Source organism: Burkholderia seminalis DSM 23518 (assembly GCF_902832885.1).
GTDB classification, from domain to species: domain Bacteria; phylum Pseudomonadota; class Gammaproteobacteria; order Burkholderiales; family Burkholderiaceae; genus Burkholderia; species Burkholderia seminalis.
Map to the genome: position 1 here is coordinate 870,495 of NZ_CADFDK010000002.1, position 26,048 is coordinate 896,542.

Consider the following 26,048-nt stretch of genomic DNA (forward strand, 5'->3'; position numbering starts at 1 on the left):
GGGCGGCCCTGGGTGGGGGCGGTCTGATGCGGTCTTATGCGGCGCGTGTGATGTCGCGCGGCAGATGTTGCTCGATGGTATCGGCGAGCGTGTCGAACGCGGGCCCGATGCTTTCGTGCGGGACGCACGCATAGCCGAGCAGCAGGCCCTGCCGCGCGGTGTCGAGGTTGCTGTAGTAGCTCGTGAGCGGCCGAACGATCACGCCCGCGTCGAACGCGCTCTGCGTGACCGCGCGATCGTCGCATGCGTCGGGCAGGCCGAGCACCAGATGCAGGCCGGCCTCGTCGCCCATCACCGGGAGCGCGTCGCCGAAGCGCGTGCGGATCGCGTCGATCATCAGTTGCCGGCGCTCGCCGTACAGGGTGCGCATTCGTCTGACGTGCGAGGTGAGGTGACCGTCCATGATGAATTCGGCGAGCACGGCCTGCTGCATCAGCTGGCCTTCGCGGTACAGCTCGGACAGCCCGGTGCGGAACGTATCGACCAGATGCTCGGGCACGACCATGTAGCCCATCCGCAGCCCCGGGAACAGCATCTTGCCGAGGCTGCCGACGTAGATCACGCGGCCGCCGTCGTCGAGCCCCTGCAGCGACGCGAGCGGCCGGCTGCCGTAGCGGAATTCGCTGTCGTAGTCGTCCTCGATGATCCAGCAGCGGTGCTGGCGCGCGTATTCGAGCAGCATCCGGCGCCGCGCGAGGCTCATCACCATGCCGAGCGGGTACTGGTGCGACGGCGTGACGAGCACGAGCCGCGGCGGATGCTGCATGTCGCTCGCGCGCGGGTCGAGCCCTTCCTGGTCGACCGGCACCGGGGCGAGCGCGAGGCCGGCCGCCTGCAGCACGCTGCGCACGCCCCAGTAGCACGGCTCCTCGACCCACGCGCGATCGCCGATGTCGGACAGCAGCCGCACCGCGAGATCGATCGACTGGTGGATGCCCGTCGTGATGATCACCTGGTCCGGCGAGCATTTGACCGAGCGCGCGACGCGCAGGTAGTCGGCAAGCGCGCGCCGCAACGGCCGGTAGCCGCCGCCCGGCGCGTACGTCAGCAGCTCGGGATTGGCTTCCTTCCACAGCCGCGCCTGCAGGCGGCTCCACGTGCGGCTCGGGAATTCCGACACGTCCGGCACGCCCGGCATGAACGCACCCCACTGGCGCCGCGATACGCCCGCGTGCGCGATCAACTGCCGGCCGCGCTTCGACAGGCTGCCCTGCGCGTCCGGCGGCGGCAGTCCGTCGGCGGCCGATGGCGGCGGCGCCGCGCCCGGTGCATGGATTGCCGCGGCGTCAGGCCGCGTGTCGGCCACATAGGTGCCGCTGCCGGTCGTCGTCAGCACGTAGCCTTCTGCCGTCAGCTGGTCGTACACGTGCAGCACGGTATTGCGCGCGATCGACAGGTCGCCCGCGAGCGTGCGCGAACTCGGCAGTTTCGTCCCTGGCCCTAATTCCCCTGTCAGGATGGCCTGCTGCATCAGCTGCAGCAACTGCCGGTACATCGGCTCCGGCGAGCTGCGGTCGAGACGGCCGGAGAGCCAGTCGGCGACGATCACGGTATCCAAAGTGGTCCTACTTGGAATATTGAAATGGTTCCCTAGTATAGAACCGTGCGCACCGTATAGTGGCTCGCATCTCAAAATCATTTGTCGCGAAGCAAGGGGACAGCCACGATGAAGTCCGATGATGTGATCGTCAGCTTTCGCGGCGTGCGGAAGACCTACGACGGGGAAACGCTGGTCGTCAAATCGCTCGACCTCGACATCCACCGGGGGGAATTCCTGACGCTGCTCGGGCCGTCGGGTTCGGGTAAGACCACCTGCCTGATGATGCTGGCCGGCTTCGAATTCCCGACCGGCGGCGAGATCCGCCTCGACGGCGAGTTGCTGAACAACGTGCCGCCGCACAAGCGCAACATCGGCATGGTGTTCCAGAACTACGCGCTGTTCCCGCACCTGACGGTCGAGCAGAACGTCGCGTATCCGCTGACCGTGCGCAAGCTGCCGGCCGGCGAGCGCGCGGAGCGCGTCGCGCACGCGCTGAAGATGGTGCAGATGGAGCGCTTCGCGAAACGCTATCCGGCGCAGTTGTCGGGCGGCCAGCAGCAGCGCATTGCGCTGGCGCGCGCGCTCGTGTTCGAGCCGAAGCTGGTGCTGATGGACGAGCCGCTCGGCGCGCTCGACAAGCAGCTGCGCGAACACATGCAGTACGAACTGAAGGCGCTGCACGAAAAGCTCGGCGTGACCTTCGTGTACGTGACGCACGACCAGGGCGAGGCGCTGACGATGTCCGACCGCGTCGCCGTGTTCGACAAGGGCATCGTGCAGCAGCTCGACACCGTGGACCGCCTGTACGAATCGCCGTGCAACGAATTCGTCGCGAACTTCATCGGCGACAGCAACCGGCTGCGCGGCACCATCGCACGCGTCGACGGCGAATTCTGCGAATTCCGGCTCGACGACGGCACGAAGCTCGTCGGCCGCCATATCGGCGAAGCCGCCGAGGGCGCGTCGGCCGTCGCGTGCATCCGCCCCGAACGCATGAGCCTCGCGGCCAGCGGCCACGCCAACGGCGCCGCCGCGAACCGCCTGAGCGGCGAAGCGCGCAGCCTCATCTATTTCGGCGATCACGTGCGCATGCGTTGTGCGCTGCCGGGCCAGGACGAATGCTTCGTGAAGGTGCCGCTGGGCACGGGCGCGCTCGACGCGTTCTCGCCCGGCGCGCCGGTCTCGCTCGCGTTCTCGCCCGAACACCTGCGCGTGTTCGCGTGATCCCGGTTTCCCTGCTTTTCCGCAGCACGTCGTCAACAACAAAGCCCATTTCCACCACGAGAGGAGAGGAACCATCATGAAACGAGCAAGCTTTACTGCACGCCGCACGGCACTCGCGCTGGCACTGATCGCGGTCGGTGCATCGGCATCGGCTGCGGAACTCACGGTCGTCAACTTCGGCGGCGCGAACGGCGACGCGCAGAAAGTCGCGTTCAACCAGCCGTTCGAGAAGGCGACCGGCAACAAGGTCACGGCCGTCGAGTACAACGGCGAGCAGGCGAAGGTGAAGGCGATGGTCGAGGCGAAGCACGTCAACTGGGACGTGGTCGAAGTCGAATCGGGCGACCTGAACCGCGGCTGCGACGAAGGCCTGTACGAGAAGCTCGACTGGTCGAAGATCGCGAAGAAATCCGACCTGATTCCGGAAGCGCCGCAGGTGTGCGGCGTCGGTTTCTTCGTGTGGTCGACCGCGCTGTCGTACAACGCGGACAAGCTGAAGTCGGCGCCGACCGGCTGGGCCGATTTCTGGAACGTGAAGAAATTCCCCGGCAAGCGCGGGATGCGCAAGGGCGCCCGCTACAACCTCGAATTCGCGCTGATGGCCGACGGCGTCGCGACGAAGGACGTGTACAAGGTGCTCGGCACGAAGGCCGGCCAGGACCGCGCGTTCAAGAAGCTCGACGAGCTGAAGCCGTACATCCAGTGGTGGGAAGCCGGCGCGCAGCCGCCGCAGTTCCTCGTCGCCGGCGACGTCGTGATGTCGACCGCGTACAACGGCCGCATCGATGCCGCGCAGAAGGAAGGCAAGAACCTGAAGGTCGTGTGGAACGGCAGCATCTACGACCTCGACTACTGGGCGATTCCGAAGGGCTCGCCGAACAAGGCGCTCGCCGAGCAGTACATCGCGTACTCGCTGACGCCGAAGCCGCAGCAGGCCTATGCGCAGCACATCGCGTACGGCCCGGCGAACGTCGCGGCGATCAAGTCGCTCGACGCGAAGACGCTCGCGAACCTGCCGAACTCGCCGGCCAACGGCAAGAACGCGGTGCTGGAAGACATCGGTTTCTGGACCGACCACAGCGACGAACTCGAGCAGCGCTTCGCGGCATGGGCGACGAAGTAACCGGTCAGGCTTCCTGAAAGGTGTCCTGATGCAACCGGCCGCGCGACGCGTCGATCGTGTCGCGCGGCATTCCGCCGGAACGTGCCCGGCCGGAGAGAACCGTTGAATACGATGACGATCGCGCCTTCCTCGCCGTCGACCGCCGCGCTCAAGCGCGAGCTGAAGGCCGCCGAGGCCCGCAAGCGCACGATGGCGCTGTTGCTGGTCGCGCCGCTCGCGATTTTCCTGCTGCTGATCTTCGTCGTGCCGATCGGCACGCTGCTCACGCGCGCGGTGCAGAACCCGGAGATCGCGACCGCGTTGCCGAATACGGTCGCCGCGCTGTCGGGCTGGGACCGCAAGGCACCGCCGGCCGACGCCGCGTATGTCGCGCTCGCGGCCGACATGACGAAGGTGGCCGACAGCGAGGCGATGGGTGCGCTCGCGCGGCGCCTGAATACCGAGATTCCCGGCTATCGCTCGCTCGTCGCGAAGACGGCGCGCGCGATGCCGCTGAAGGGCGACAACGGCGCGGCGCTGACGCCCGCGCAGACCCGCGAGAAATTCGTCGACCTCGATTCGCGCTGGGGCGACGTCGCATACTGGCAGGCGATCGCGAAGAACGGCAGCCAGGTGTCGCCGTTCTACCTGCTCGCCGCGCTCGACCACAAGCAGGACGGCTTCGGCCACGTCGTGCAGGCCGATCCCGACCAGTCGATCTATCTCGCGATCTTCGGCCGTACGTTCGTGATCGGCATCGCCGTCACGCTGTTCGCGCTGCTGCTCGGCTATCCGCTCGCGTACTGGATCTCGACGCTGTCGGAGCGGCGCGCGAACCTCGTGATGATCCTCGTGCTGATTCCGTTCTGGACCTCGGTGCTCGTGCGCGTCGCCGCGTGGATCGTGCTGCTGCAGAGCGAAGGGCTCATCAACAAGGCGCTGATCGGCAGCGGGCTGATCTCGCACCCGCTGACGCTGCTGTTCAACCGCGTCGGCGTGTACATCTCGATGACGCACATCCTGCTGCCGTTCATGATCCTGCCGCTGTACAGCGTGATGAAGTCGATCCCGCCCACTTACCAGCGCGCGGCCGTATCGCTCGGCAGCCATCCGTTCGCCGCGTTCTGGCGCGTGTACGTGCCGCAGACCTATCCCGGCGTCGGCGCGGGCGCGCTGCTCGTGTTCATCCTCGCGATCGGCTACTACATCACGCCCGCGCTGCTCGGCGGGCCGAACGACCAGATGGTCAGCTACTACGTCGCGTACTTCACGAACGTGACGATCAACTGGGGCATGGCGTGCGCGCTCGGCGGGCTGCTGCTCGCGGCGACACTCGTGCTGTACGCCGTGTACGGGCGCTTCACGCGCACGAACGTGAGCCTCGGCTGAGCGCCGCGCACTACGAAACGGGAAGGGGATTCGGACCATGAAACTCGCCAGGCCGCTGTTCGCGCCGCACATGTCGTTCGTCGAGCGCGCGTGGTACGTCGCGCTGCGCGTGCTCGTCGTGCTGACGCTGCTGTACCTGATCCTGCCGGTGCTCGCGATCGTGCCGCTGTCGTTTTCGTCGAGCACGTTCCTCGTCTATCCGATTCCGGGTTTCTCGACACGCTGGTACGAGAACCTGATCGCATCGGACGAGTGGCGGATGGCCGCGAAGAACAGCTTCATCGTTGCGCCGTCGGCCACCGTCGTCGCGACCGTGCTCGGCACGCTCGCGGCGATCGGTCTCACGAAGGCCGATTTCCGCGGCAAGGGATTGCTGATGGCCGTGCTGCTGTCGCCGATGATCGTGCCGGTGGTCGTCGTCGGCGTCGGCATGTACCTGTTCTTCGCGCCGCTCGGGCTGGCGAACACGTACACCGGCCTGATCGCCGCGCATGCGGCGCTCGGCGTGCCGTTCGTCGTGACGACGGTCGCCGCGACGCTGCAGGGCTTCAACCAGAACCTGGTGCGCGCGAGCCTGTCGCTCGGCGCGAATCCGGTGTCGACCTTCTTCCGCGTGACGCTGCCGGTGATCGCGCCGGGCGTGATGTCGGGCGCGCTGTTCGCGTTCGCGACGTCGTTCGACGAAGTGGTCGTCACGCTGTTCCTCGCCGGCGCGGACCAGACGACGCTGCCGCGCCAGATGTTCACCGGTATCCGCGAGAACATCAGCCCGACGATCGCTGCGCTCGCAACGATCCTGATCATCTTTTCGACGAGCCTGCTGCTGGCGCTCGAATGGCTGCGCGGGCGCAACGCGCGGCGCGCGGTGTCGTAACGATGCCCGCACGCAACGGCCGGCGCGCCGCCGCGCGTTGCGTGCCCGACGAGGCTCACGTAGCCGGCCTGGTGCGCCGAAGCTTTCGTTTGACTGACTGACGAAGCGGTTGCCTGCACGTTCGATGCGGCTCTGCAACAATACGGTTCGCGGTGCCGCGCGTTCCGTTTGCTGCGCACGGAGCACGCGTTGGTTGCCGCGCCGCTCAATCCGCGACGCCGTGCGTCGCTCGTCAGCCGAGCCTCATCTTGTCCGAATTCGCTTCCCCCGCCGGCGCGCATGAGCCGGCCGTCAACTGGCGCGCGATGTCCGCGGTGCTGCTGGCCGTCGCGCTCGCGACGCTCGACACCGCGATCGCGAACACCGCGCTGCCCGCGATCGCCGCCGACCTGCATGCGTCGCCGGCCGCTTCCGTATGGATCATCAACGCGTACCAGCTCGCGATGGTCGCGACGCTGCTGCCGTTCGCGTCGCTCGGCGACATCGTCGGCCACAAGCGCGTGTACATCGCCGGGCTCGCGGTGTTCACGCTCGCCTCGCTCGGCTGTTCGCTCGCGTCGACGCTGCCGATGCTGACGGCCGCGCGGATCGTGCAGGGCTTCGGCGCGAGCGCGATCATGAGCGTCAACGTCGCGCTGATCCGCGGCCTGTTTCCCGCGCACCGGCTCGGACGCGGCGTCGGCTTCAACGCGCTCGTCGTCGGCGTGTCGTTCGCGGTGGGGCCGACGATCGCGTCGCTGATCCTGTCGGTCGCCGCGTGGCCGTGGCTGTTCGCGGTGAACGTGCCGCTCGGCGTGATTGCGCTCGCCGTGGCGGTTCCGTCGCTGCCGCAGACGGCGCGCGGCAAGCATGCGTTCGATCCGGTCGCCGCATTGTTCAACGTGATCACGTTCGCGTCGCTGATCTTCGCGCTCGGCGAATTCGCGCAGCGCGGGCCGCTTTCGATCGTGTTCGCGTCGGCCGCGGTTGCGCTCGCGTTCGGCTGGCTGCTGATCCGCCGCCAGGCCGGGCACCCGGCGCCGATGCTGCCGGTCGACCTGTTTCGCCGGCCCGTGTTCACGCTGTCCGCACTGACGGCCGTGTGTGCGTTCGCCGCGCAGGGGCTGGCATTCGTGTCGCTGCCGTTCTATTTCGAAACCGTCCTGCATCGCAGCGCGGTCGAGACGGGTTTCCTGATGACACCGTGGTCGGCGATCGTCGCGTTCGCCGCGCCGATCGCGGGCCGGTTGTCGGATCGTTATCCGCCCGGCCTGCTCGGCGCGATCGGGCTCGCGTTGCTGAGCGCGGGCATGGTGTCGCTCGCCGCGCTGCCGATGTCGCCGAGCGTCGTCGACATCGGCTGGCGGATGATGCTGTGCGGCGCGGGCTTCGGCTTCTTCCAGTCGCCGAACCTGAAGGCGCTGATGTCGAGCGCGCCGCCTGAGCGCAGCGGCGGCGCGAGCGGGATCATCGCGACGGCGCGGCTGATCGGGCAGGCAACGGGCGCGGCGCTGATGGCGCTGTCGTTCGGGATCGCGGGGCGTCACGGGCCGACGCTGGCGTTGATGCTTGGCGCGGGGTTCGCCGGCGCGGCGAGTGTCGCGAGCGGGCTGCGGTTGTTTGCGCCGTCGCATCGCGCGGGGGTGCCGGCCGCGCCGGAACGCGTGCCGGCGCAGCCGGCGGAACAGCGTACGGGACAGTAACGAGCCGGCGCGCGGCAAACGCCGCCGCGCACCGGCCTTCATGCATCGCTCAGAACCCGCCCGACTTGATCAGCTGGTTGAGGTTCGCGATGTTCAGGCTGCCGAAGCCGGTGGTCAGATCCCACCCGGTGCCGGCGGTATAGCCATACCCCTGATAGCCGTTGTTGCCCGACACGACGTCATAACGCACGAGCGACGGGTGCGACGGGATGTCCGCGTAGAAGTTGCCGGCCGGGAAGCCCAGGCCCGTGCCGTTCGCCGCGAGCAGGCGCGCCCAGAAGCCCGTGAAGATCGGCGCGGCGAGGCTCGTGCCGCCGATCTGCTGCAACTGGCCGTAGTTGTAGATGTACGCGCCGGTGCTCTGCGCGGCGTCGAACGAGACGTCCGGCAGCTGGCGGTTGCTGCCCGACTGCCACGACGGTGCGGGCAGGATCGTGCTGACGCCGCCGCCCGTCGCCCACAGCTTGCCGTTGCCGTCGAGCCCTTCGTTCCACACGGTCTCGTTCGAGAACGCGCCTGCCGACGTCGTGTAGAGCGTCGTGCCGCCGATCGCGAGCACGTGCGGCGACGCAGCCGGCCACGACACCGTGTAGTTCGCGCCGTCCGGATAGCCGCGGTTGTTGCACTCGTACACGCCTTCGTCGCCCGACGATACCGAGAACGTCTGACCCTGGGCGGCTGCCGTCGTGAAGATCTGCTCTTCGGCGTCGATCGTGCCGTCCGCGTTCGCATCGGTTTCGCACCAGCCCAGCGACACGTTGATCACCTTCGCGGTGTTGTCCGATACCGCGCGGTTGAACGCCTGCGTGAGGCCCGTGTTGCCCGAGGCGTTGAGGTCCGCCATGTAGAACACGAGCTTGCCGACCTGGCCGCCGGCCGAGCCGACGATCGACTGGCTGTCGAGGTCCCATTCGCCCTGGCCGTCCTGGTCGTCGGTGTAGCTGCCGCCGGAGCCGTTGGTCTTGACGGTCTGCGTCGATACCGTGCCGTAGCCGTTGCTCGACGTGAACTGCTTCAGGTCCTGCAGCGTCTGCGACACGCCGCCGATCGTGATGATGCCGACGGTCACGCCGGCCGCGGTCGGCACGCCGGTGGCGTTGTAGAGGCCGGGGAATTCCTTCGGATAGTGGCCCGTCGCCGTGCCGGCCGCGAGCGCCTGCGGCTTCGCGACGTTGCCGATGCGCAGCATCGGCCGCGCCCGCGCGACGCTCTGCAGCCCGAGCACCGAACCGACGATGTCGCCGAGCGCCCGCGGCACTTGCGCGGTCGATGCATTGGCGAAGCCCGAGCGGCCGGCGTACTCGAAGTGCACGAGCGACGTGTTGAACGCCGTCTTCACCGTGGCGGCCGTGCCGCTGGCGGAGACCAGCAGGCGGTTCGGCGCAACCTCGACGTTCACGAAGCCGCTCTTGTGCAGATAGTCGACCACCGACTTCACCTGCGCATCGGTCGGCGCGTAGTCGGCGAGGAACTGCTCGTGCGTCAGGTACTGGCGGTAATGCGCGCTGCCGGGCCGGTTCACGTCGCGCGCCAGTTGCTTCAGCTGCGCGGCATTGCGCAGCTTCAGGCTGACGACGACGTTGGTCGTTTCACCGGCTGCCAGTTCGAGCGACGGCGCCGCACTGCGGGCCATCAACTGCGGGCCGGTCAGAAAGGCCTTGGTATGAGTATCGACCCAATCCGTCGTCGCGTGCGCCGCGGCGGCGGCGAACACGAACGGCGCCACGCACGCGAGGCGGCGGGGCGACGGAAGGGGAAGGGCAAACCAGGTGTTCCTTTTCATCGGGAGTCCTTTTTAGGAGAAGCGACGTTACTGGAACCCCCGGCCCTTGTGGGGCCGCGAGCGGTGACGAGCGTAGGGCGTCGGTGTCGTTCGGGTAGCTGCCATTTTCCGCAGCTGTCAGTTCTGACATCGGGGCGGCCGCACGCGCGCGCCGCCTCGTGCGCGCGGCCGATGGCCCGCTCGGCGAACGGAACCGGTTCGCCGCACGATGGCCTGGCAACGGGCGACCTTCGCACGCACGAGTCGTTCGTCGTCGCTTCGGAACATGCGCGATCGCGGAGTGGACGGGCGCGTGCATGCATGTCGTTTGCGTGTCCGTCGCTGCGCGCCGAGTCGCACTATGTGGTCAATGGAAGCGGCCTGTCAGGAACCGATGCGCGGATGCACACGAACGGGGCGGGCCATGCGCAAACGTTTCTCGAACTGTGGAACAGCCTGTCGGGCAGTCTTGCAGGCGCCTTTCGGATCGCGTGTCGCAATCGTGGATTAGAGGGGTTATTCGAATTTGGCGGCGGGCGCGAGCCGGTGCGGCAGGCCGCCCGCACCGGCAGGATCGAACGACACAGCTCGCGAAATCCCGCCTTGACGCGCTGCAATCAGCGGATATCCTTCAATCCATAACCAAAGGGTTATGGATTTTGGAACGACATGCAGAACGCTCACGACATGCTTTTCAGGACGCTTGCCGATCCGACGCGCCGCGCGCTTTTCGAGCGGCTGTGCGAGGAGGGCGAGCTGACGGTTGCCGCGCTGACGGCCCATGCGGGCGTCTCGCAGCCGGCCGTGTCGAAGCACCTCGGTGTACTGAAGCAGGCCGGGCTCGTGAACGACCGTCACGAAGGCCGGCAGACGCACTACAGCGCGCAGCCGCAGGCGCTGGCCCCGCTGATCGACTGGACGAGCCAGATGGCAGGTTTCTGGCAGAGCCGGTTCGACGCCCTCGAAGATCTGCTCAAAAGGATGGATCAGTAATGAACCAAGCCACTACCGAAACGCGCGCCGTCGTCGTCGACCGCGAACTGCCTCATCCGCCGGAGAAGATCTGGCGTGCGCTGACGCAACCGCACCTGATCGAGGCGTGGCTGATGAAGAGCGACTTCGAGCCCGTCGCGGGGCGCGCATTCAGCTTCCGGGCGGACTGGGGCTCGGTCGACTGCACGGTCCTGACGATCGAGCCGCCGCGCACGCTGTCCTATACGTGGGCCGCGCATGGCCTCGAAAGCGTCGTCACGTGGACGCTCACGCCGACGCTGGCCGGCACGCACCTGCGCATGGAGCAGGTCGGGTTCCGCACGGATCAGGAGCAGGCGTACCGTGGCGCGCAGCATGGCTGGGTCCGATTCTTCGCGTCGCTCGAGCAGGTGCTGGCGGGCCCCGACGAAGGCACGGAGGTCCGCGCATGAGTACCGCGGACCTCACACCGTCGGCGCGCATCGATGCGCTGATCGCCGGTATCACCGACTGGCGCGGCAAGACGTTCGCCGACCTGCGCCAGACGATCCTCGCTGCGCAAGCGGGCATCGTCGAGGAATGGAAATGGATGGGCAGCCCCGTCTGGTCATGCGACGGGATGATCGCGGTTGCGAACGCGCACAAGGGCAAGGTGAAGCTGACCTTCATGCACGGCGCGCAGCTCCCCGATCCCGACAAGCTGTTCAACGACGGCCTCGACGGCAATGCGCGACGCGCGATCGATCTGTTCGAAGGCGACCGGGTCGACAAGCGGGCGCTGAAGAACCTCGTGCGCGCGGCGATCGAATACAACCGCGCGCATCTGAAGAAGAACGCGCGGGGCGCGGCGGCGAAGGCGCGCGGCAGCAAGGCGGCGTAGGGCGGCGCAGCGCGCAGGCAAAAAAAGCCCGACACGAGGTCGGGCATCCAAATCGGCCGCAACCGCCGCGAGGCGGCTGCGGCACCTGCAAAGGCAGGGCGCTTACGCGGCGAGCAGCGAGCGCAGCACGAACGGCAGGATCCCGCCGTGCTTGTAGTAGTCGACTTCGATCGGCGTATCGATGCGCAGCAGCACCGGCACGCGCTGCGTTTCGCCGTTCTTGCGGTGGATCACGAGCGTGACGTCCTGCTGCGGCTTGAAGTCGTCGCCGAGGCCTTCGATGTCGTACGTTTCTTCACCGGTGATGCCGAGCGACTGGACGCTGTCCGCGCCCTTGAACTGCAGCGGCAGCACGCCCATGCCGACCAGGTTCGAGCGGTGGATCCGCTCGAAGCTGCGTGCGATCACGGCCTTCACGCCGAGCAGTTGCGTGCCCTTCGCGGCCCAGTCGCGCGACGAGCCCGTGCCGTACTCTTCGCCCGCGAAAACGACGGTCGGCGTGCCGGCGGCGACGTACTGCATCGCCGCGTCGTAGATCGACTGCTGTTCGCCGCTCGGCTGGTGGATCGTCAGGCCGCCTTCGACGCGCGTGCCGTCCGCCTTCGCCGGAATCATCAGGTTCTTGATCCGGACGTTCGCGAACGTGCCGCGCATCATCACGTCGTGGTTGCCGCGGCGCGAGCCGTAGCTGTTGAAGTCGGCCTTCTGCACGCCGTTTTCCTTCAGCCACTTGCCTGCCGGCGAGTCTTCCTTGATCGAGCCTGCCGGGCTGATGTGGTCGGTCGTGACCGAGTCACCGAAGATGCCCAGCGCGCGCGCGCCCTTGACCGTCGGGATCGACGCGGCCGGCTCCATCGAGAAGTCGTTGCCGAAGAACGGCGGCTCGGCGATGTACGTCGACTTCGGCCAGTCGTAGACCTGGCCCGATTCGCCCTCGATCTTGCTCCAGAGGTCGCCCTTCTTGGTCAGCTTCGAGTAGTTGTCCTCGAACTTCTTCGGGTCGAGCGCGAACTTGAGCAGCGCGTGGATTTCCTCGCTCGTCGGCCAGATGTCGCCGAGATAGATGTCGCGGCCGCCCTTGCCCTTGCCGACCGGTTCCGTCATCAGGTCGCGCGTGATGTTGCCGGCGATCGCGTACGCGACGACCAGCGGCGGCGACGCGAGGAAGTTCGCGCGGATGTTCGGGTGGATGCGCGCTTCGAAGTTACGGTTGCCCGACAGCACGGCTGCCGCGACGATGTCGTTCTTCGTGATCGCTTCGTTCAGTTCCGGCGTCAGATCACCCGCGTTGCCGATACAGGTCGTGCAGCCGTAGGCCGCGACTTCGAAGCCGAGCTTCGACAGGTAGGGCAGCAGGCCCGTCTTCGTCAGGTACTCGGTGACGATGCGCGATCCCGGCGCGAGCGAGGTCTTGATCTTCGGATCGACCGTGAGGCCGGCTTCGACGGCCTTCTTCGCGAGCAGGCCGGCGGCCAGCAGGACGCTCGGGTTCGACGTGTTCGTGCACGACGTGATCGCGGCGATCAGCACGTCGCCGTTCTTCACGTCGACGCCGTTGCTCGTCGTGTATTGCGTGCCCAGGTCGTCCGCCTTCTTCGCGAAGCCGTTTTCCGCGACCGGCTTCGAGAACAGGTCGGTGAACGTCGACTTGACGTTGCCGATCTCGATGCGGTCCTGCGGGCGCTTCGGGCCGGCCAGCGACGGGGCGACCGTCGCCAGATCCAGCGTCACGACCTTCGTGTAGTCGATGTCGCCGGCCTTCGGGATGCCGAACAGCTTCTGCGCCTTGAAGTAGTTTTCGAACGCGGCGATTTCGGCCTTCGTGCGGCCCGTGCCTTCGAAGTAGTCGATCGTCTTTTCGTCGACCGGGAAGAAGCCCATCGTCGCGCCGTATTCCGGCGCCATGTTGCCGATCGTCGCGCGGTCCGGCAGCGACAGCGACTTCGTGCCTTCGCCGAAGAACTCGACGAACTTGCCGACGACCTTCTCCTTGCGCAGCATTTCGGTGATCGTCAGCACCAGGTCGGTGGCCGTCACGCCTTCGCGCAGCCGGCCCTTCAGCTCGACGCCGACGACGTCCGGCGTCAGGAAGTACACCGGCTGGCCGAGCATGCCGGCTTCCGCCTCGATGCCGCCCACGCCCCAGCCGACCACGCCGATGCCGTTGATCATCGTCGTGTGGCTGTCGGTGCCGACGAGCGTGTCCGGGTAATACACGGTGTCGCCGCCGTCCGTCTTCTTGTGGACGCCGCGCGCGAGGTATTCGAGGTTCACCTGGTGGACGATGCCCACGCCCGGCGGCACGACCTTGAACGTGTCGAATGCCTGCATGCCCCACTTCATGAACTGGTAGCGCTCGTTGTTGCGCTGGAATTCCAGTTTCATGTTCAGGTCGAGCGCGTCCTTCTGGCGGAAGTAGTCGATCTGGACCGAGTGGTCGACGACGAGATCGACCGGGACCAGCGGCTCGATCTTCTTCGGGTTCTTGCCCGTACGCTCGGCGACGCCGCGCATGGCCGCGATGTCGGCGAGCAGCGGCACGCCCGTGAAGTCCTGCAGCACGACGCGCGACACGACGAACGGAATCTCGTCGACGCGCTTCGCGGTCGGCTTCCAGTTCGCGAGCTGCTCGATGTGCTCTTCGGTGATTTTCTTGCCGTCGTAGTTGCGCAGCACGGACTCGAGCACGATACGGATCGACACCGGCAGGCGTTCGATCTTCGTCTTCAGCTCCTTGCCGAGTTGCGGCAGCGAGTAGAACTTGCCTTTGCCGGAACCGCTGTCGAATTCCTTGAGGGTCTTGTGGAGATTGTGGGCCATGGTGATTTTCCTGGGTTTAAGGCTAGGAAACTACGTGTCCTGTAGATGACGGCTAAATCACATACAGATCGACGTACTGATCGACCGGCATCGCTTCGAGCTTTGCCTGGTCCAGCGACACGTCGAGAATCGCTTGTTGCTGCTTGGCCGGGAAACGGCGGGCGAGGTTGGTCCTGAACTTGTCGACCAGGAGCGGGATGCCGTCCGTGCGGCGCCGCCGATGGCCGAGCGGGTATTCGACCGCCACTTCGGCAAGCTTCGATCCGTCCGTGAATTCGATCGTCAGCGCATTCGCGATCGATCGCTTGTCCGGATCGTGATAATCCTTCGTGAACTGCGGATCCTCGACGCACACGGTCTTCGCGCGCAGCGCGTCGATGCGCGGGTCCGCCGCGGCCGAATCTTCATAGTCGGCGGCGGTCAGCCGGCCGAACAGCAGCGGCACGGCGACCATGTACTGGATGCAGTGGTCGCGGTCGGCCGGGTTGGCGAGCGGGCCCTGCTTGTCGATGATGCGGATCGCGGCCGCATGCGTGCGGATCGTGATCCGGCCGATGTCGTCGGTCGTGCGGCCCGCCGCGGCGAGCCGCGCATGCAACTGCAGCGCGGCCTCGGCGGCCGTCTGCGCATGGAATTCGGCGGGGAACGCGATCTTGAACAGCACGTTTTCCATCACGTACGTGCCGTACGGACGCTGGAAGCGGAACGGCCTGCCGCCGAACAGCACGTCGTAGAAGCCCCAGGTTTGCGCGGTGAGCGCCGACGGGTAGCCCATTTCACCCGTTTTCGCGATCAGCGCGAGGCGCACCGCGCGGGACGTGGCGTCGCCGGCCGCCCACGACTTGCGCGAACCGGTGTTCGGCGCGTGGCGGTAGGTACGCAGCGCGTGGCCGTCGACGAACGCGTTGGACACCGCGTTGATCAGCTCGTCGCGCGTGAGCCCGAGCAGCCGGCCGACGACGGCCGTGGACGCGACCTTCACGAGCAGCACGTGGTCGAGCCCGACCGCGTTGAACGAATTCTCGAGGGCGAGGCAGCCCTGGATCTCGTGGGCCTGGATCATCGCGACCAGCACGTCGCGCATCGGGAGCGGCTTCCGGCCGGCCGCGACGGCCGTGCGGGAAAGCCAGTCGGCCGTCGCCAGGATGCCGCCGAGGTTGTCGGACGGATGGCCCCATTCGGCGGCGAGCCAGGTGTCGTTGAAGTCCAGCCAGCGGATCATCGCGCCGATGTCGAATGCGGCCTGGACGGGATCGAGCTGGAAGGACGTGCCGGGCACCTTCGCGCCGTTCGGCACGATCGTGCCGGGCACGACGGGGCCGAGCAGCTTGGTGCAGGCAGGGTAGGACAGCGCCTCGAGTCCGCATCCGAGCGTGTCGATCAGGCAATGACGCGCCGTCTCCAGCGCGAGCGCGCTGTCGATGCCGGTGTTCAGCACGTAGTCGACGATATCGACGAGTACCGTATCCGGAGCAGGGCGGACGTTGGAGACCGGGGCGGACATCGAGGGGCCGAGGGGAACGCGCTTAGTTCGTTGCCGGCTTCAGTTCGTTCGACTGCGTCGGTGCCGGCGTGCCTTGCGCCATTTCCGGCGTCACGCACTCGTCCGCGAGGCGCTCGCCGCCGTTGGCGTCGGAGAACAGCATCGCCTTGGTCGGGATCACGACCAGCTTGAAGCCTGCTGCCGGATCGTAGAACGTGTCGGCGCCCGTCGTCGTGGCTTGACGCGGCAGCTTGTAGTTCTTCTTCGCCCAGTGAACCGTGACGACCTGGTCGCGCTTCATGTCGCCGGCGAGATCGAACGACAGGCCTTCCTTACAGGACCACTTGACCGCGCCGTCCGGTACCGGATCGACCTTGGCCGCTGCGCGCGCCTGCGCCTTCTTGCTGCGCGGGATGATGCGCTTGGCCGGTGCCGGGCGCTTGGCCGTGGCTTTTTTCGCGGTCGTGGTGGCCGTACCCTGGGCAAACGCGCTCGGAGCCGACACCAGCATCGTGGCGGACAAGGCGCCGATGGCGGTAGCGATCAGGAGTTTCTTCATGGAGTCAGAACCTTTCGATAATCAGTTGACAAGGGCCGGCAATCGAAACCGCCGGCCGGTTTGAAACTGCACGCGCCCCGAAAGCGCGCAGCGGCCGCTATTTTCACCTATTTGGCCGCGCAGATATCAGGTTTTCGGGCTCCGTTACGTTTTTTGTCGTTTCGCAAACCTCTGTCCGGCTTGCGTCCCGGCGAATGCATGAAACGCGTGGTTCGGCCGGCGGCGCGCGCTCAAGGCGCGCCGCCCGCGGCGGCCGGGCCGAACAGCGGCGCGGCCTCGGCCGGAACGGGCTGGCCGGTGGCGCGCGCCCGGCGCAGCACCGACCAGTAATAGCGATAACTCGCGCGATCGTGCAGCGTATCACCGTGGCGCGTCGGGCCCCAGTCGGCCGCCTGCGCGGCCAGCAGGATCTCGGCGGCCAGCGCGACCTCGTCGGTGCGCGGCGCGAACGCGTCGACGATCGGGCGGATCTGCGCGGGGTGGATGCTCCACATCCGCGTGAACGCGAATTCGTCGCGCGCCCGGCGCGCATCGCCGGCCACGACGCCCATGTCGCGCACCTCGGTCGTCACGTTGTGCGACGGCGTCTTGCCGTGCGCGTGGCAGGCCGCGGCGATGTCCAGCTTCGCGCGGCGCACGAGCGGATGGTCGAACTGGCCGGGCGAGCGCATCGCGGAATCGGGAATCGCGCCATGGTGCGCAGAGACGAAGTCCATCAGACCGAAGCTCAGCGTGCCGACCGTCGGCAGCGCGGCGAGCGCGGCCGCCTGCGCCAGCGCGCCGTGCGTCTCGACCAGCACGTCCACCGGGATCGGCTGCGCGATGCCGAGCTCGCGGCGCGTGCCTTCGATGAATGCGGTCATTTCCGCGGCATCGGCCGCGGCCGCGATCTTCGGGAGCGTGATGTAGGCCGGTGCACGCGCGGCGCGCAGCACGATGCGGACGTCGTCGCGCCAGTGCGGGTGGGAAAAGTCGTGGATCCGGACACCGACGCGGCCGAAGCGGTTCTCGTCGCTGCCGAGCAAGTCGGCGACGAGCGCCGCATGCGCGGCTTCCTGGCCGACGGCGGCGCCGTCCTCGCAGTCGAGCGTGATGTCGAATACGGGACCCAGTTCGGCCTGCAGCGCGAGCGACTTGCGCATCAGCTTTTCGCTGCCCGCGTAATGATCGCAGCAGGGCAGGATCGCGGGCGGGGACGCCCCGTCGTACAGCACTTGTGCAGGAGTGAGCGCGGCCATCTGTTCGACGTCAGGGGAGCGTGTCAGCGTGGAGAAAATCGGATTCGGGCAGGTTCTGGGCCGGTGCGCCGTGGGCGCGGGGCGGCAAAACGTGCGCGGATCGGATCGTTCGGCCGGGCCGGCGGCTGGCCGGCCCGGGCCGAAACCGGGTGGCCCGAGGGCCGCCCGGCACCGGCGCGTGATGCTTAGTTCTTCAGCAGGTGGGCGACGCCGTCGCGCTCTTCGAGCAGCTCGGCCAGCGTGCCGTCCATCTTCTCGCGCGAGAACGCGTCGATTTCCAGGCCTTCGACGCGCTTGTACTCGCCGTTTTCGCAGACGACCGGCACACCGTAGATGATGTCTTCGGGGATGCCGTACGAACCGTCCGACGGGATGCCCATCGTGACCCACTTGCCGTTCGTGCCGAGCACCCAGTCACGGACGTGGTCGATCGCCGCGTTGGCCGCCGACGCCGCCGACGACAGGCCGCGCGCTTCGATGATCGCCGCGCCGCGCTTGCCGACGGTCGGGATGAACGTGTCGCGGTTCCACACGTCGTCGTTGATCAGCTTCAGCAGCGATTCGCCTTCGGCGGTCGCGAAGCGGAAGTCCGGGTACATCGTCGGCGAGTGGTTGCCCCACACGGCGAGCTTCTCGATCGACGCGACCGGCTTGCCCGACTTGGCGGCGAGCTGCGACAGCGCGCGGTTGTGGTCGAGGCGCAGCATGGCCGTGAAGTTCTTCTTCGGCAGATCCGGCGCCGACTTCATCGCGATGTAGGCGTTCGTGTTCGCCGGGTTGCCGACGACCAGCACCTTCACGTCGCGGCTCGCGACTTCGTTCAGCGCGGCGCCCTGAACCGTGAAGATTTCAGCGTTCGCCGACAGCAGGTCCTTGCGCTCCATGCCCTTCGAGCGCGGACGTGCACCGACCAGCAGCGCGACGTCGGCATCCTTGAATGCGACCTTCGGATCGTCGGTGATCACGACGCCCGCGAGCAGCGGGAACGCGCAATCGTCGAGTTCCATCACGACGCCTTTGACGGCGGCTTGGGCTTGCGGGAGGTCGAGCAGTTGCAGGATGACCGGCTGGTCCTTGCCGAGCAGGTCGCCGTTCGCGATGCGGAACAGCAGGGAGTAAGCGATTTGACCTGCGGCGCCGGTGACGGCAACGCGCTTTGCGGGCTTAGCCATTGAAAATCTCCAGGACGGATGAAGCGTTGGACGCGAGCGAAAACGCCATTCTATGCGCGTTGTGCGTAGCGTTGCATTGAAGCAGGGCGGAGGACTCGCGATGGCAGACGCGGTGAACCTGGAGACGGCCGTGGCACGTAGCCGGGGACGCGCTGTTGCACCCGCGAACCCTTGCTCGACCGGGAGTGTAGGAGCCGTCACGCGCAAAGTCAAACGGTATCATATGTCTTATATAAGACAGATGTTTTGCGGAAATTGAGTGGACGAAAAAGTGCGGTTTGTGATGAAATGCGCGCCATGACATCGAACCAGGCGAATACCGCGAATCAGACCGGCGCAGGCGGCCCAGGGCAGCCGGGCGCGGGCGATCCCGCACCTTCGCCCGCGGCGTCGCCGTCGCCGACGTTCAGCCCGTTATACCAGCAGATTAAGTCATTGATCACGCAAAGTCTCGAATCCGGCGAATGGAAGCCGGGCGAGATCATTCCGAGCGAAGTGGAGCTCGCGGCCCGCTACAAGGTCAGCCAGGGCACCGTTCGCAAGGCGATCGACGAGCTGGCCGCCGAAAACCTCGTGGTCCGGCGGCAGGGCAAGGGTACTTTTGTTGCAACGCACAACGAGGATCGCGCGCAGTTCCGCTTCCTGCGTCTGCTGGCCGACGACGGCGCCGAACACCCGCACGTGAGCCGCCTGCTCGAATGCCGCCGCCTGCGTGCGCCGGCGGAGATCGCGCGGCAGCTCGACCTGAAGCCGGCCGACCCGGTCGTGCAGGTGCGCCGGCTGCTGGAGTTCGACGGCGAAGTGACGGTGCTCGACGAGATCTGGCTGCCGGGCGCGATGTTCCGCGGGCTCACGTTCGAGCGGCTGAGCGAGTACAAGGGGCCGCTCTACGCGATGTTCGAGACGGAATTCGGCACGCGGATGATCCGCGCGACGGAGAAGATCCGCGCGGTCGCGGCGGAGCCGTCGGTGGCGGACCTGCTGCATGTGCCCGCGGGTTTCCCGTTGCTGTCGGTCGAACGCGTGTCCTATACATACGGGGACCGGCCGGTGGAAGTGCGTCGCGGCTGGTATGTCACAACCGGGTACTACTATCAGAATGACTTGAGTTGAGCAGCTTCGGCTCAAGCCGAGTGCGTTCGCGATTCCCACGCTCGCGAAGCACGTTTCGGGCCGCCTTTGTTCGTGTTCGCGCAACTATCCAGAGCAGACTTTCGCTGCAGCGCGATATAAAAAGGCGCTAAAATCGCGGATTAGTGTGACAACATAGTAGGGGTCTAGCATGACTGATGCAGTAAGAAAGCCGAGGCCGGAATACCGGAACATCGGATTCGGCGATATCACGATGAAATATCGCATGCCGCTGGCGGCGATATTGTCGATTCTCCATCGAGTCAGCGGCGCGCTGCTGTTCTTGTTCCTGCCGTTCCTGCTGTTCCTCTTCGACCAGAGCCTCACGTCCGAGCTCAGCTTCGAAGTCTTCAAGGCTTTCCTCTCCAACATCATCGTCAAGCTGATCGTCCTCGCACTGTCGTGGGCCTTCTTCCACCATTTCTGCGCCGGCATTCGCCACCTGCTGATGGACGTCAACCACGACGCCGTCACGAAGGAAGGCGGCAAGCGGACGGCCGTCGTCGTCTTTGTCGTCTCGATCGCGCTGACGATCGCCATGGCACTCAAACTGTTCGGAGCATTCTAAGAAAATGGCAGCCAATAACCGAATCGGCTCGAAGCGCCTCGTCGTCGGCGCTCACTACGGCCTGCGCGACTGGCTCGCGCAGCGCATCACCGCCACCATCATGGCGGTCTACACGGTCATTCTGCTCGTCCTGTTCTTCGGCGCGCACGATTTTTCGTACGAAGGCTGGGCATCGATCTTCGCCGCGCAATGGATGAAGCTCGCGACCTTCGTGATGCTGCTTTCCCTCTTCTACCACGCATGGGTCGGCGTGCGCGACATCTGGATGGACTACGTGAAGCCCGTCGGTGTGCGCCTGCTGCTGCAATCGCTGACCATCGTCTGGCTGCTCGCATGTGCGGGCTACGCCGCGCAGATTCTCTGGAGAGTGTAAAGAATGGCTGCAATCAAAACTAACCTGCCGCGCCGCAAGTTCGACGTGGTGATCGTCGGCGCGGGCGGCTCGGGCTTGCGCGCAGCGCTGCAACTGTCGCGCGCGGGCCTGTCGGTCGGCGTGCTGTCGAAGGTGTTCCCGACGCGCTCGCACACGGTGGCCGCGCAGGGCGGTATCGGTGCGTCGCTCGGCAACATGAGCGAAGACAACTGGCACTTCCACTTCTACGACACGATCAAGGGTTCCGACTGGCTCGGCGACCAGGACGCGATCGAATTCATGTGCCGTGAAGCGCCGAACGTCGTGTACGAACTCGAGCACTTCGGCATGCCGTTCGACCGCAACGCGGACGGCACGATCTACCAGCGTCCGTTCGGCGGCCACACCGCGAACTACGGTGAGAAGCCGGTCCAGCGCGCGTGCGCGGCCGCCGACCGTACCGGTCACGCGCTGCTGCACACGCTGTACCAGCAGAACGTCGAAGCGAAGACGCAGTTCTTCGTCGAATGGATGGCGCTCGACCTGATCCGCGACGCGGAAGGCGACGTGCTCGGCGTGACGGCCCTCGAGATGGAGACGGGCGACGTCTACATCATGGAAGGCAAGACGACGTTGTTCGCGACGGGCGGCGCAGGCCGGATCTTCGCGGCGTCGACCAACGCGTTCATCAACACCGGCGACGGCCTCGGCATGGCCGCGCGTTCGGGCATCGCGCTGCAGGACATGGAGTTCTGGCAGTTCCACCCGACCGGCGTGGCCGGCGCGGGCGTGCTGATCACCGAAGGCGTGCGCGGCGAAGGCGGTATCCTGCGCAACGCGAACGGCGAGCGTTTCATGGAGCGCTACGCGCCGACGCTGAAGGATCTGGCGCCGCGTGACTTCGTGTCGCGTTCGATGGACCAGGAAATCAAGGAAGGTCGCGGCGTCGGTCCGAACAAGGATCACGTGCTGCTCGACCTGTCGCACATCGGCGCCGAGACGATCATGAAGCGTCTGCCGTCGATCCGCGAAATCGCGCTGAAGTTCGCGAACGTCGACGCGATCAAGGAACCGATCCCGGTCGTCCCGACGATCCACTACCAGATGGGCGGCATCCCGACCAACATCCACGGTCAGGTCGTCGGCACGTCGCGCGATCACAAGGAACCGGTCAACGGCTTCTACGCAGTGGGCGAATGCTCGTGCGTGTCCGTGCACGGCGCGAACCGCCTCGGCACGAACTCGCTGCTGGACCTCGTGGTGTTCGGCCGTGCGGCCGGCAACCACATCGTCGAGCACGTGAAGAACCAGAAGGAACACAAGCCGCTGCCGGCCGATGCAGGCGAATTCTCGCTGGCGCGCCTGAACAAGCTCGACAAGTCGACGTCGGGCGAATACACGCAGGACGTCGCGAACGACATCCGCGCGACGATGCAGAAGCACGCGGGCGTGTTCCGCACGTCGGCGCTGCTGAAGGAAGGCGTCGAGCAGATGGCCGGCCTGGCGGCGCGCGTGGACAACATCCACCTGAAGGACAAGTCGAAGGTGTTCAACACCGCGCGCGTCGAAGCGCTCGAGCTGGAGAACCTGATCGAAGTGGCGCGCGCCACGATGGTGTCGGCGGAAGCGCGCAAGGAAAGCCGTGGCGCGCACGCACACAGCGACTACGAACATCGCGACGACGAGAACTGGCTGCGCCACACGCTGTGGTACAGCGAAGGCGATCGCCTCGACTACAAGCCGGTTCAAATGAAGCCGCTGACGGTCGAATCCGTGCCGCCGAAGCCGCGCACGTTCTAAGCCGAGTCAAAGGAATCCGAAATGGCAAAACGCATTTTTGAAGTCTACCGCTACGATCCGGACAAGGACGCAGCGCCGCGCATGCAGACGTACGAGCTCGAGATCCAGCATGAGCGCATGCTGCTCGACGCACTGGTGAAGCTGAAGGCCGTCGACGAGACGCTGTCGTTCCGCCGTTCGTGCCGCGAAGGCGTGTGCGGTTCGGACGCGATGAACATCAACGGCAAGAACGGTCTCGCGTGCCTGACGAACCTGAACGACCTGCCGCAGAAGATCGTGCTGCGTCCGCTGCCGGGCCTGCCCGTCGTGCGCGACCTGATCGTCGACATGACGCACTTCTTCAACCAGTACCACTCGATCAAGCCGTACCTGATCAACGACGCGCCGCCGCCGGAGAAGGAACGTCTCCAGTCGCCGGAAGAACGCGACGAGCTCGACGGCGTGTACGAGTGCATTCTGTGCGCGAGCTGCTCGACGTCGTGTCCGAGCTTCTGGTGGAACCCGGACAAGTTCGTCGGCCCGGCCGGCCTGCTGCAGGCTTACCGCTTCATCGCGGACAGCCGCGACACGGCCACCGGCGAGCGTCTCGACAACCTGGAAGACCCGTACCGTCTGTTCCGTTGCCACACGATCATGAACTGCGTCGACGTTTGCCCGAAGGGCCTGAACCCGACGAAGGCGATCGGCAAGATCAAGGAACTGATGGTCCGCCGCGCGGTTTAAGGCCGGGTTGCAATGAGCGACGATTCGCATCAATCCGACCCGCACCGTCGCGCGCGCCTTCGCTGGCGCGCGCGGCGGGGTCTGCTGGAAAACGATATCGTATTCGAGCGTTTCTTCGGCAGATACGAGCATGACCTCACCGATGCAGACGTAGGCGCGTTGTCGCGCCTGCTCGATCTGAGCGACAACGACCTGATGGACTTGCTCCTCGCGCGCAAGGAACCAGAGGGCGACCTAGACAGCCCGGATATTCACCGGCTGTTGGAGATGCTGCGCAACGTGTAACGCCAAGGTGTAACGCGCTGTGCCCGTTATCGAATCCCGTTTCTTTATTTCGATTGAGGATGTGCCATGACTCCGTCTGATGTTAAAGCCACGCTATCGTTCAGCGACAACTCGCCGAGCGTCGAACTGCCGATCTACAAGGGCACGATGGGCCCGGACGTAATCGACATCCGCAAGCTGTACGGCCAGACCGGCAAGTTCACGTACGACCCGGGCTTCATGTCGACGGCGGCTTGTAATTCGGCGATCACGTACATCGACGGCGACAAGGGCGAGCTGCTGTACCGCGGCTACCCGATCGACAACCTCGCGCAGAACGCGGACTTCCTCGAAAGCTGCTACCTGCTGCTGAAGGGCGAGCTGCCGAACGCAGCGCAGAAGAAGGAATTCGTCGACACCGTCACGAAGCACACGATGGTGCACGAGCAAATGCACTTCTTCTTCCGTGGTTTCCGCCGCGACGCGCACCCGATGGCGATCCTGGTCGCCGCGGTCGGCGCGCTGTCCGCGTTCTACCACGACTCGCTCGACATCAACGACCCGCGTCACCGTGAAGTGTCGGCGATCCGCATGATCGCGAAGCTGCCGACGCTCGTCGCGATGGCGTACAAGTACAGCATCGGCCAGCCGTTCGTGTATCCGAAGAACTCGCTGTCGTACAGCGCGAACTTCATGCACATGATGTTCTCGAACCCGTGCGAGGAGTACAAGGTCAACGACGTGCTCGTCCGCGCGCTCGACCGTATCCTGATCCTGCACGCCGACCACGAGCAGAACGCGTCGACGTCGACGGTCCGCCTCGCCGGTTCGTCGGGTGCGAACCCGTTCGCGTGTATCGCTGCTGGTATCGCATGTCTGTGGGGCCCGGCGCACGGTGGTGCGAACGAAGCCGCGCTGAACATGCTCGAGCAGATCGGTTCGCCGGACAACATCCCCGAATTCATCAAGCAGGTGAAGGACAAGAATTCGGGCGTGAAGCTGATGGGCTTCGGCCACCGCGTGTACAAGAACTACGATCCGCGTGCGAAGCTGATGCGCGAAACGTGCTACGAAGTGCTGAACGAACTGGGCCTGCACGACGACCCGCTGTTCAAGCTCGCGATGCAGCTCGAGAAGATCGCGCTGGAAGACGAATACTTCGTGTCGCGCAAGCTGTACCCGAACGTCGACTTCTACTCGGGCATCGTCCAGCGCGCGCTGGGCATCCCGACGTCGATGTTCACGTGTATCTTCGCGATGGCACGTACGGTCGGCTGGATCGCACAGTGGAACGAAATGATCGCCGATCCGGAACAGAAGATCGGCCGTCCGCGCCAGCTGTTCATCGGCGACACGCCGCGCGAAGCGAAGCCGATCGACGCACGTTAAGTCGTGTGCGGCGCGAACGGCCGGCAGGCCGCTCGCGTCGGGCAATCGCAACGCCACGACACCCCGACGGGTCCGCCCGTCGGGGTGTTTTCATTTGTGCGGTGAATGGGCGCGGCGCTCCAGCGAGGGCGGGCGGGTATCGAGTGCCGGCGCGTCGTCGTCGGGGGCGTGGCCGTGCTGCTTGAAGAACTGCCGGTAAGCGCCCGGCGTCATCCCGCGCGCGGCGAGGAACTGGCGGTTGAAGTTCGCGGCGTTCGGAATGCCGCAGCGCGCGGCTACCGTCGCGATCGGCCAGTCGGTGCCGACGAGATGACGGCACGCGTGCGCGAGTCGCAGCCGTTGCAGGTAGCGGCCGACGCTTTCGCCGAGATGCCGGACGAACAGGCGCTGCAGCGTGCGCTCGGACATGTGCGCGGCGGCGGCGAGCGCGTCGATGCGCAGCGGTTCGTGAAAGCGCCGGTCGATCGCATCGAGCACGCGGTCGAGGCGTTCGGCTTCGGGCGCGGCCGCGTCGGCGGACGGTGCCGTGCCGTCCGGCCGGTCATACGCGTGCGCGGTGGCGAGCGGCGTGCCGCCGGCTTCGGCGAGATCGGCGAGCGTGTCGAGCGCCGCCGCGAGCCGTGCGCGCGGCGACGGATCGAGCAACCGCGGCAGTCGCGCCCGCATCGCGCGGGCGGCTTCCACGTCGAAACGCAGGCCGGGCGCCGCGCGACGCAGCAGCGAGCGCAGCGGCGCGTATTCGGGGCAGCAATCTGCCAGCCGCCGCACCCAGTCGCCGTCGAACCAGACGACGAGCGCGACTTCGGGCGCCGCGCGATCGATGCGCGCGTTCGACGACCACGTATGCGGCAGGTTGGGCGGCACGAGCACGAGATCGTCGTCCGCGTAGCGCGCGACGTGATCGCCGATGAAGCGCTGGCCGCGGCTGTTGAGCGTCAGCGTCAGTTCGTACTCGGGATGGCGATGCCATTCGAACGGGATGCGCGCGAGCTGGCGGTGATACACGCGGATCGAACAGCCTGGCGAGAACGTCACATGCTCGTACTGCGGTTTCATCGCGGCCTCCGGTAGGGGCGGGCAGCGCGTCGTGGCATGATCGAGAACGCAATCGTCACCACGGAGCG

24 protein-coding genes are annotated in these 26,048 nt (G+C 66.3%); 16 read left to right on the forward strand and 8 right to left on the reverse strand.

Annotation, left to right across the window (positions count from 1 at the left end; translation table 11 throughout):
• Positions 1 to 34: 34 nt before the first annotated feature.
• Positions 35 to 1,558 (reverse strand): MocR-like pyridoxine biosynthesis transcription factor PdxR, encoded by a 1,524-nt coding sequence (gene pdxR / locus HWX00_RS10415; RefSeq protein WP_175028820.1) that lies wholly within the window; start codon positions 1,556 to 1,558, stop codon positions 35 to 37.
• Positions 1,559 to 1,666: 108 nt separating this feature from the next.
• Between pdxR and HWX00_RS10420 the strand changes: the two genes are divergently transcribed.
• From HWX00_RS10420 to HWX00_RS10440, 5 genes are all read left to right on the forward strand, one after another.
• The gene (locus HWX00_RS10420; protein WP_034185779.1) at positions 1,667 to 2,764 is read left to right on the forward strand and encodes an ABC transporter ATP-binding protein; all 1,098 of its coding nucleotides are present in this window, start codon (positions 1,667 to 1,669) and stop codon (positions 2,762 to 2,764) included.
• 76 nt (positions 2,765 to 2,840) lie between these two features.
• Positions 2,841 to 3,887 (forward strand): ABC transporter substrate-binding protein, encoded by a 1,047-nt coding sequence (locus HWX00_RS10425; RefSeq protein WP_034185780.1) that lies wholly within the window; start codon positions 2,841 to 2,843, stop codon positions 3,885 to 3,887.
• A gap of 111 nt (positions 3,888 to 3,998) precedes the next feature.
• Positions 3,999 to 5,255 carry an ABC transporter permease gene (locus HWX00_RS10430; RefSeq protein WP_034185979.1) on the forward strand — a complete coding sequence of 419 codons (1,257 nt, stop codon included), beginning with the start codon at positions 3,999 to 4,001 and terminating at the stop codon, positions 5,253 to 5,255.
• Between the two features lie 37 nt (positions 5,256 to 5,292).
• The gene (locus tag HWX00_RS10435) at positions 5,293 to 6,129 is read left to right on the forward strand and encodes an ABC transporter permease (protein ID WP_049032914.1); all 837 of its coding nucleotides are present in this window, start codon (positions 5,293 to 5,295) and stop codon (positions 6,127 to 6,129) included.
• A 248-nt stretch (positions 6,130 to 6,377) separates the two neighbouring features.
• Positions 6,378 to 7,811: an MFS transporter gene (locus HWX00_RS10440; RefSeq protein WP_175028821.1), complete on the forward strand. Its 1,434-nt coding sequence runs from the start codon at positions 6,378 to 6,380 to the stop codon at positions 7,809 to 7,811.
• A 49-nt stretch (positions 7,812 to 7,860) separates the two neighbouring features.
• Here HWX00_RS10440 and HWX00_RS10445 read toward each other — a convergent pair whose 3' ends face one another.
• Positions 7,861 to 9,594, reverse strand: coding sequence for a S53 family peptidase (locus HWX00_RS10445; RefSeq protein ID WP_175028822.1), 1,734 nt, complete (start codon positions 9,592 to 9,594; stop codon positions 7,861 to 7,863).
• Between the two features lie 171 nt (positions 9,595 to 9,765).
• Between HWX00_RS10445 and HWX00_RS10450 the strand changes: the two genes are divergently transcribed.
• The 4 genes from HWX00_RS10450 to HWX00_RS10465 are packed head-to-tail and all read left to right on the forward strand — an operon-like array spanning position 9,766 to position 11,425.
• Entirely contained in the window at positions 9,766 to 10,215 is a 450-nt protein-coding gene (locus HWX00_RS10450; protein ID WP_175028823.1) for a hypothetical protein, read from the forward strand.
• Positions 10,216 to 10,242: 27 nt separating this feature from the next.
• On the forward strand, positions 10,243 to 10,566 hold the full coding sequence (locus tag HWX00_RS10455) for an ArsR/SmtB family transcription factor (RefSeq protein WP_034185784.1): 324 nt from the start codon (positions 10,243 to 10,245) through the stop codon (positions 10,564 to 10,566).
• Entirely contained in the window at positions 10,566 to 10,997 is a 432-nt protein-coding gene (locus HWX00_RS10460) for an SRPBCC family protein (RefSeq protein WP_175028824.1), read from the forward strand. Before HWX00_RS10455 ends, HWX00_RS10460 begins: the two co-directional genes overlap by 1 nt.
• Complete coding sequence (locus HWX00_RS10465) at positions 10,994 to 11,425, forward strand: DUF1801 domain-containing protein (RefSeq protein ID WP_049028709.1); 432 nt, start codon at positions 10,994 to 10,996, stop codon at positions 11,423 to 11,425. The genes HWX00_RS10460 and HWX00_RS10465 overlap by 4 nt, the downstream gene beginning before the upstream one ends.
• A gap of 102 nt (positions 11,426 to 11,527) precedes the next feature.
• On the opposite strand, the gene acnA is transcribed toward HWX00_RS10465, so the two are convergent.
• The 5 genes from acnA to HWX00_RS10490 form a co-directional block, all read right to left on the reverse strand.
• The gene (gene acnA / locus HWX00_RS10470) at positions 11,528 to 14,245 is read right to left on the reverse strand and encodes an aconitate hydratase AcnA (RefSeq protein WP_034185788.1); all 2,718 of its coding nucleotides are present in this window, start codon (positions 14,243 to 14,245) and stop codon (positions 11,528 to 11,530) included.
• 52 nt (positions 14,246 to 14,297) lie between these two features.
• On the reverse strand, positions 14,298 to 15,749 hold the full coding sequence (locus HWX00_RS10475) for a bifunctional 2-methylcitrate dehydratase/aconitate hydratase (protein WP_069705028.1): 1,452 nt from the start codon (positions 15,747 to 15,749) through the stop codon (positions 14,298 to 14,300).
• Positions 15,750 to 15,771: 22 nt separating this feature from the next.
• Entirely contained in the window at positions 15,772 to 16,287 is a 516-nt protein-coding gene (locus tag HWX00_RS10480; RefSeq protein ID WP_034185790.1) for a hypothetical protein, read from the reverse strand.
• A 230-nt stretch (positions 16,288 to 16,517) separates the two neighbouring features.
• Positions 16,518 to 17,525, reverse strand: coding sequence for an HpcH/HpaI aldolase/citrate lyase family protein (locus tag HWX00_RS10485; protein ID WP_059558362.1), 1,008 nt, complete (start codon positions 17,523 to 17,525; stop codon positions 16,518 to 16,520).
• A 185-nt stretch (positions 17,526 to 17,710) separates the two neighbouring features.
• Positions 17,711 to 18,697, reverse strand: coding sequence for a malate dehydrogenase (locus tag HWX00_RS10490; RefSeq protein WP_006754984.1), 987 nt, complete (start codon positions 18,695 to 18,697; stop codon positions 17,711 to 17,713).
• A gap of 288 nt (positions 18,698 to 18,985) precedes the next feature.
• On the opposite strand from HWX00_RS10490, the gene HWX00_RS10495 reads away from it, so the two are divergent.
• The 7 genes from HWX00_RS10495 to gltA all read left to right on the forward strand — a co-directional run bounded on the left by HWX00_RS10495 (position 18,986) and on the right by gltA (position 24,924).
• Positions 18,986 to 19,810 carry a GntR family transcriptional regulator gene (locus HWX00_RS10495; protein WP_080287700.1) on the forward strand — a complete coding sequence of 275 codons (825 nt, stop codon included), beginning with the start codon at positions 18,986 to 18,988 and terminating at the stop codon, positions 19,808 to 19,810.
• Between the two features lie 169 nt (positions 19,811 to 19,979).
• The gene (gene sdhC, locus HWX00_RS10500; RefSeq protein WP_034185792.1) at positions 19,980 to 20,396 is read left to right on the forward strand and encodes a succinate dehydrogenase, cytochrome b556 subunit; all 417 of its coding nucleotides are present in this window, start codon (positions 19,980 to 19,982) and stop codon (positions 20,394 to 20,396) included.
• A 4-nt stretch (positions 20,397 to 20,400) separates the two neighbouring features.
• Positions 20,401 to 20,769, forward strand: coding sequence for a succinate dehydrogenase, hydrophobic membrane anchor protein (gene sdhD / locus HWX00_RS10505; protein ID WP_011355745.1), 369 nt, complete (start codon positions 20,401 to 20,403; stop codon positions 20,767 to 20,769).
• Positions 20,770 to 20,772: 3 nt separating this feature from the next.
• Positions 20,773 to 22,548 (forward strand): succinate dehydrogenase flavoprotein subunit, encoded by a 1,776-nt coding sequence (gene sdhA, locus HWX00_RS10510; protein ID WP_034185793.1) that lies wholly within the window; start codon positions 20,773 to 20,775, stop codon positions 22,546 to 22,548.
• Between the two features lie 21 nt (positions 22,549 to 22,569).
• Positions 22,570 to 23,271: a succinate dehydrogenase iron-sulfur subunit gene (locus tag HWX00_RS10515; RefSeq protein ID WP_011658352.1), complete on the forward strand. Its 702-nt coding sequence runs from the start codon at positions 22,570 to 22,572 to the stop codon at positions 23,269 to 23,271.
• A gap of 12 nt (positions 23,272 to 23,283) precedes the next feature.
• Entirely contained in the window at positions 23,284 to 23,556 is a 273-nt protein-coding gene (locus HWX00_RS10520; protein WP_011548107.1) for an FAD assembly factor SdhE, read from the forward strand.
• 66 nt (positions 23,557 to 23,622) lie between these two features.
• Entirely contained in the window at positions 23,623 to 24,924 is a 1,302-nt protein-coding gene (gene gltA / locus HWX00_RS10525; RefSeq protein ID WP_034185794.1) for a citrate synthase, read from the forward strand.
• 90 nt (positions 24,925 to 25,014) lie between these two features.
• Here the strand turns inward: gltA and HWX00_RS10530 are convergent, their stop codons facing one another.
• A complete protein-coding gene (locus HWX00_RS10530; protein ID WP_124609434.1) occupies positions 25,015 to 25,980 on the reverse strand; it encodes a helix-turn-helix domain-containing protein in 966 nt (321 codons plus the stop codon).
• Positions 25,981 to 26,048 lie beyond the last annotated feature (68 nt).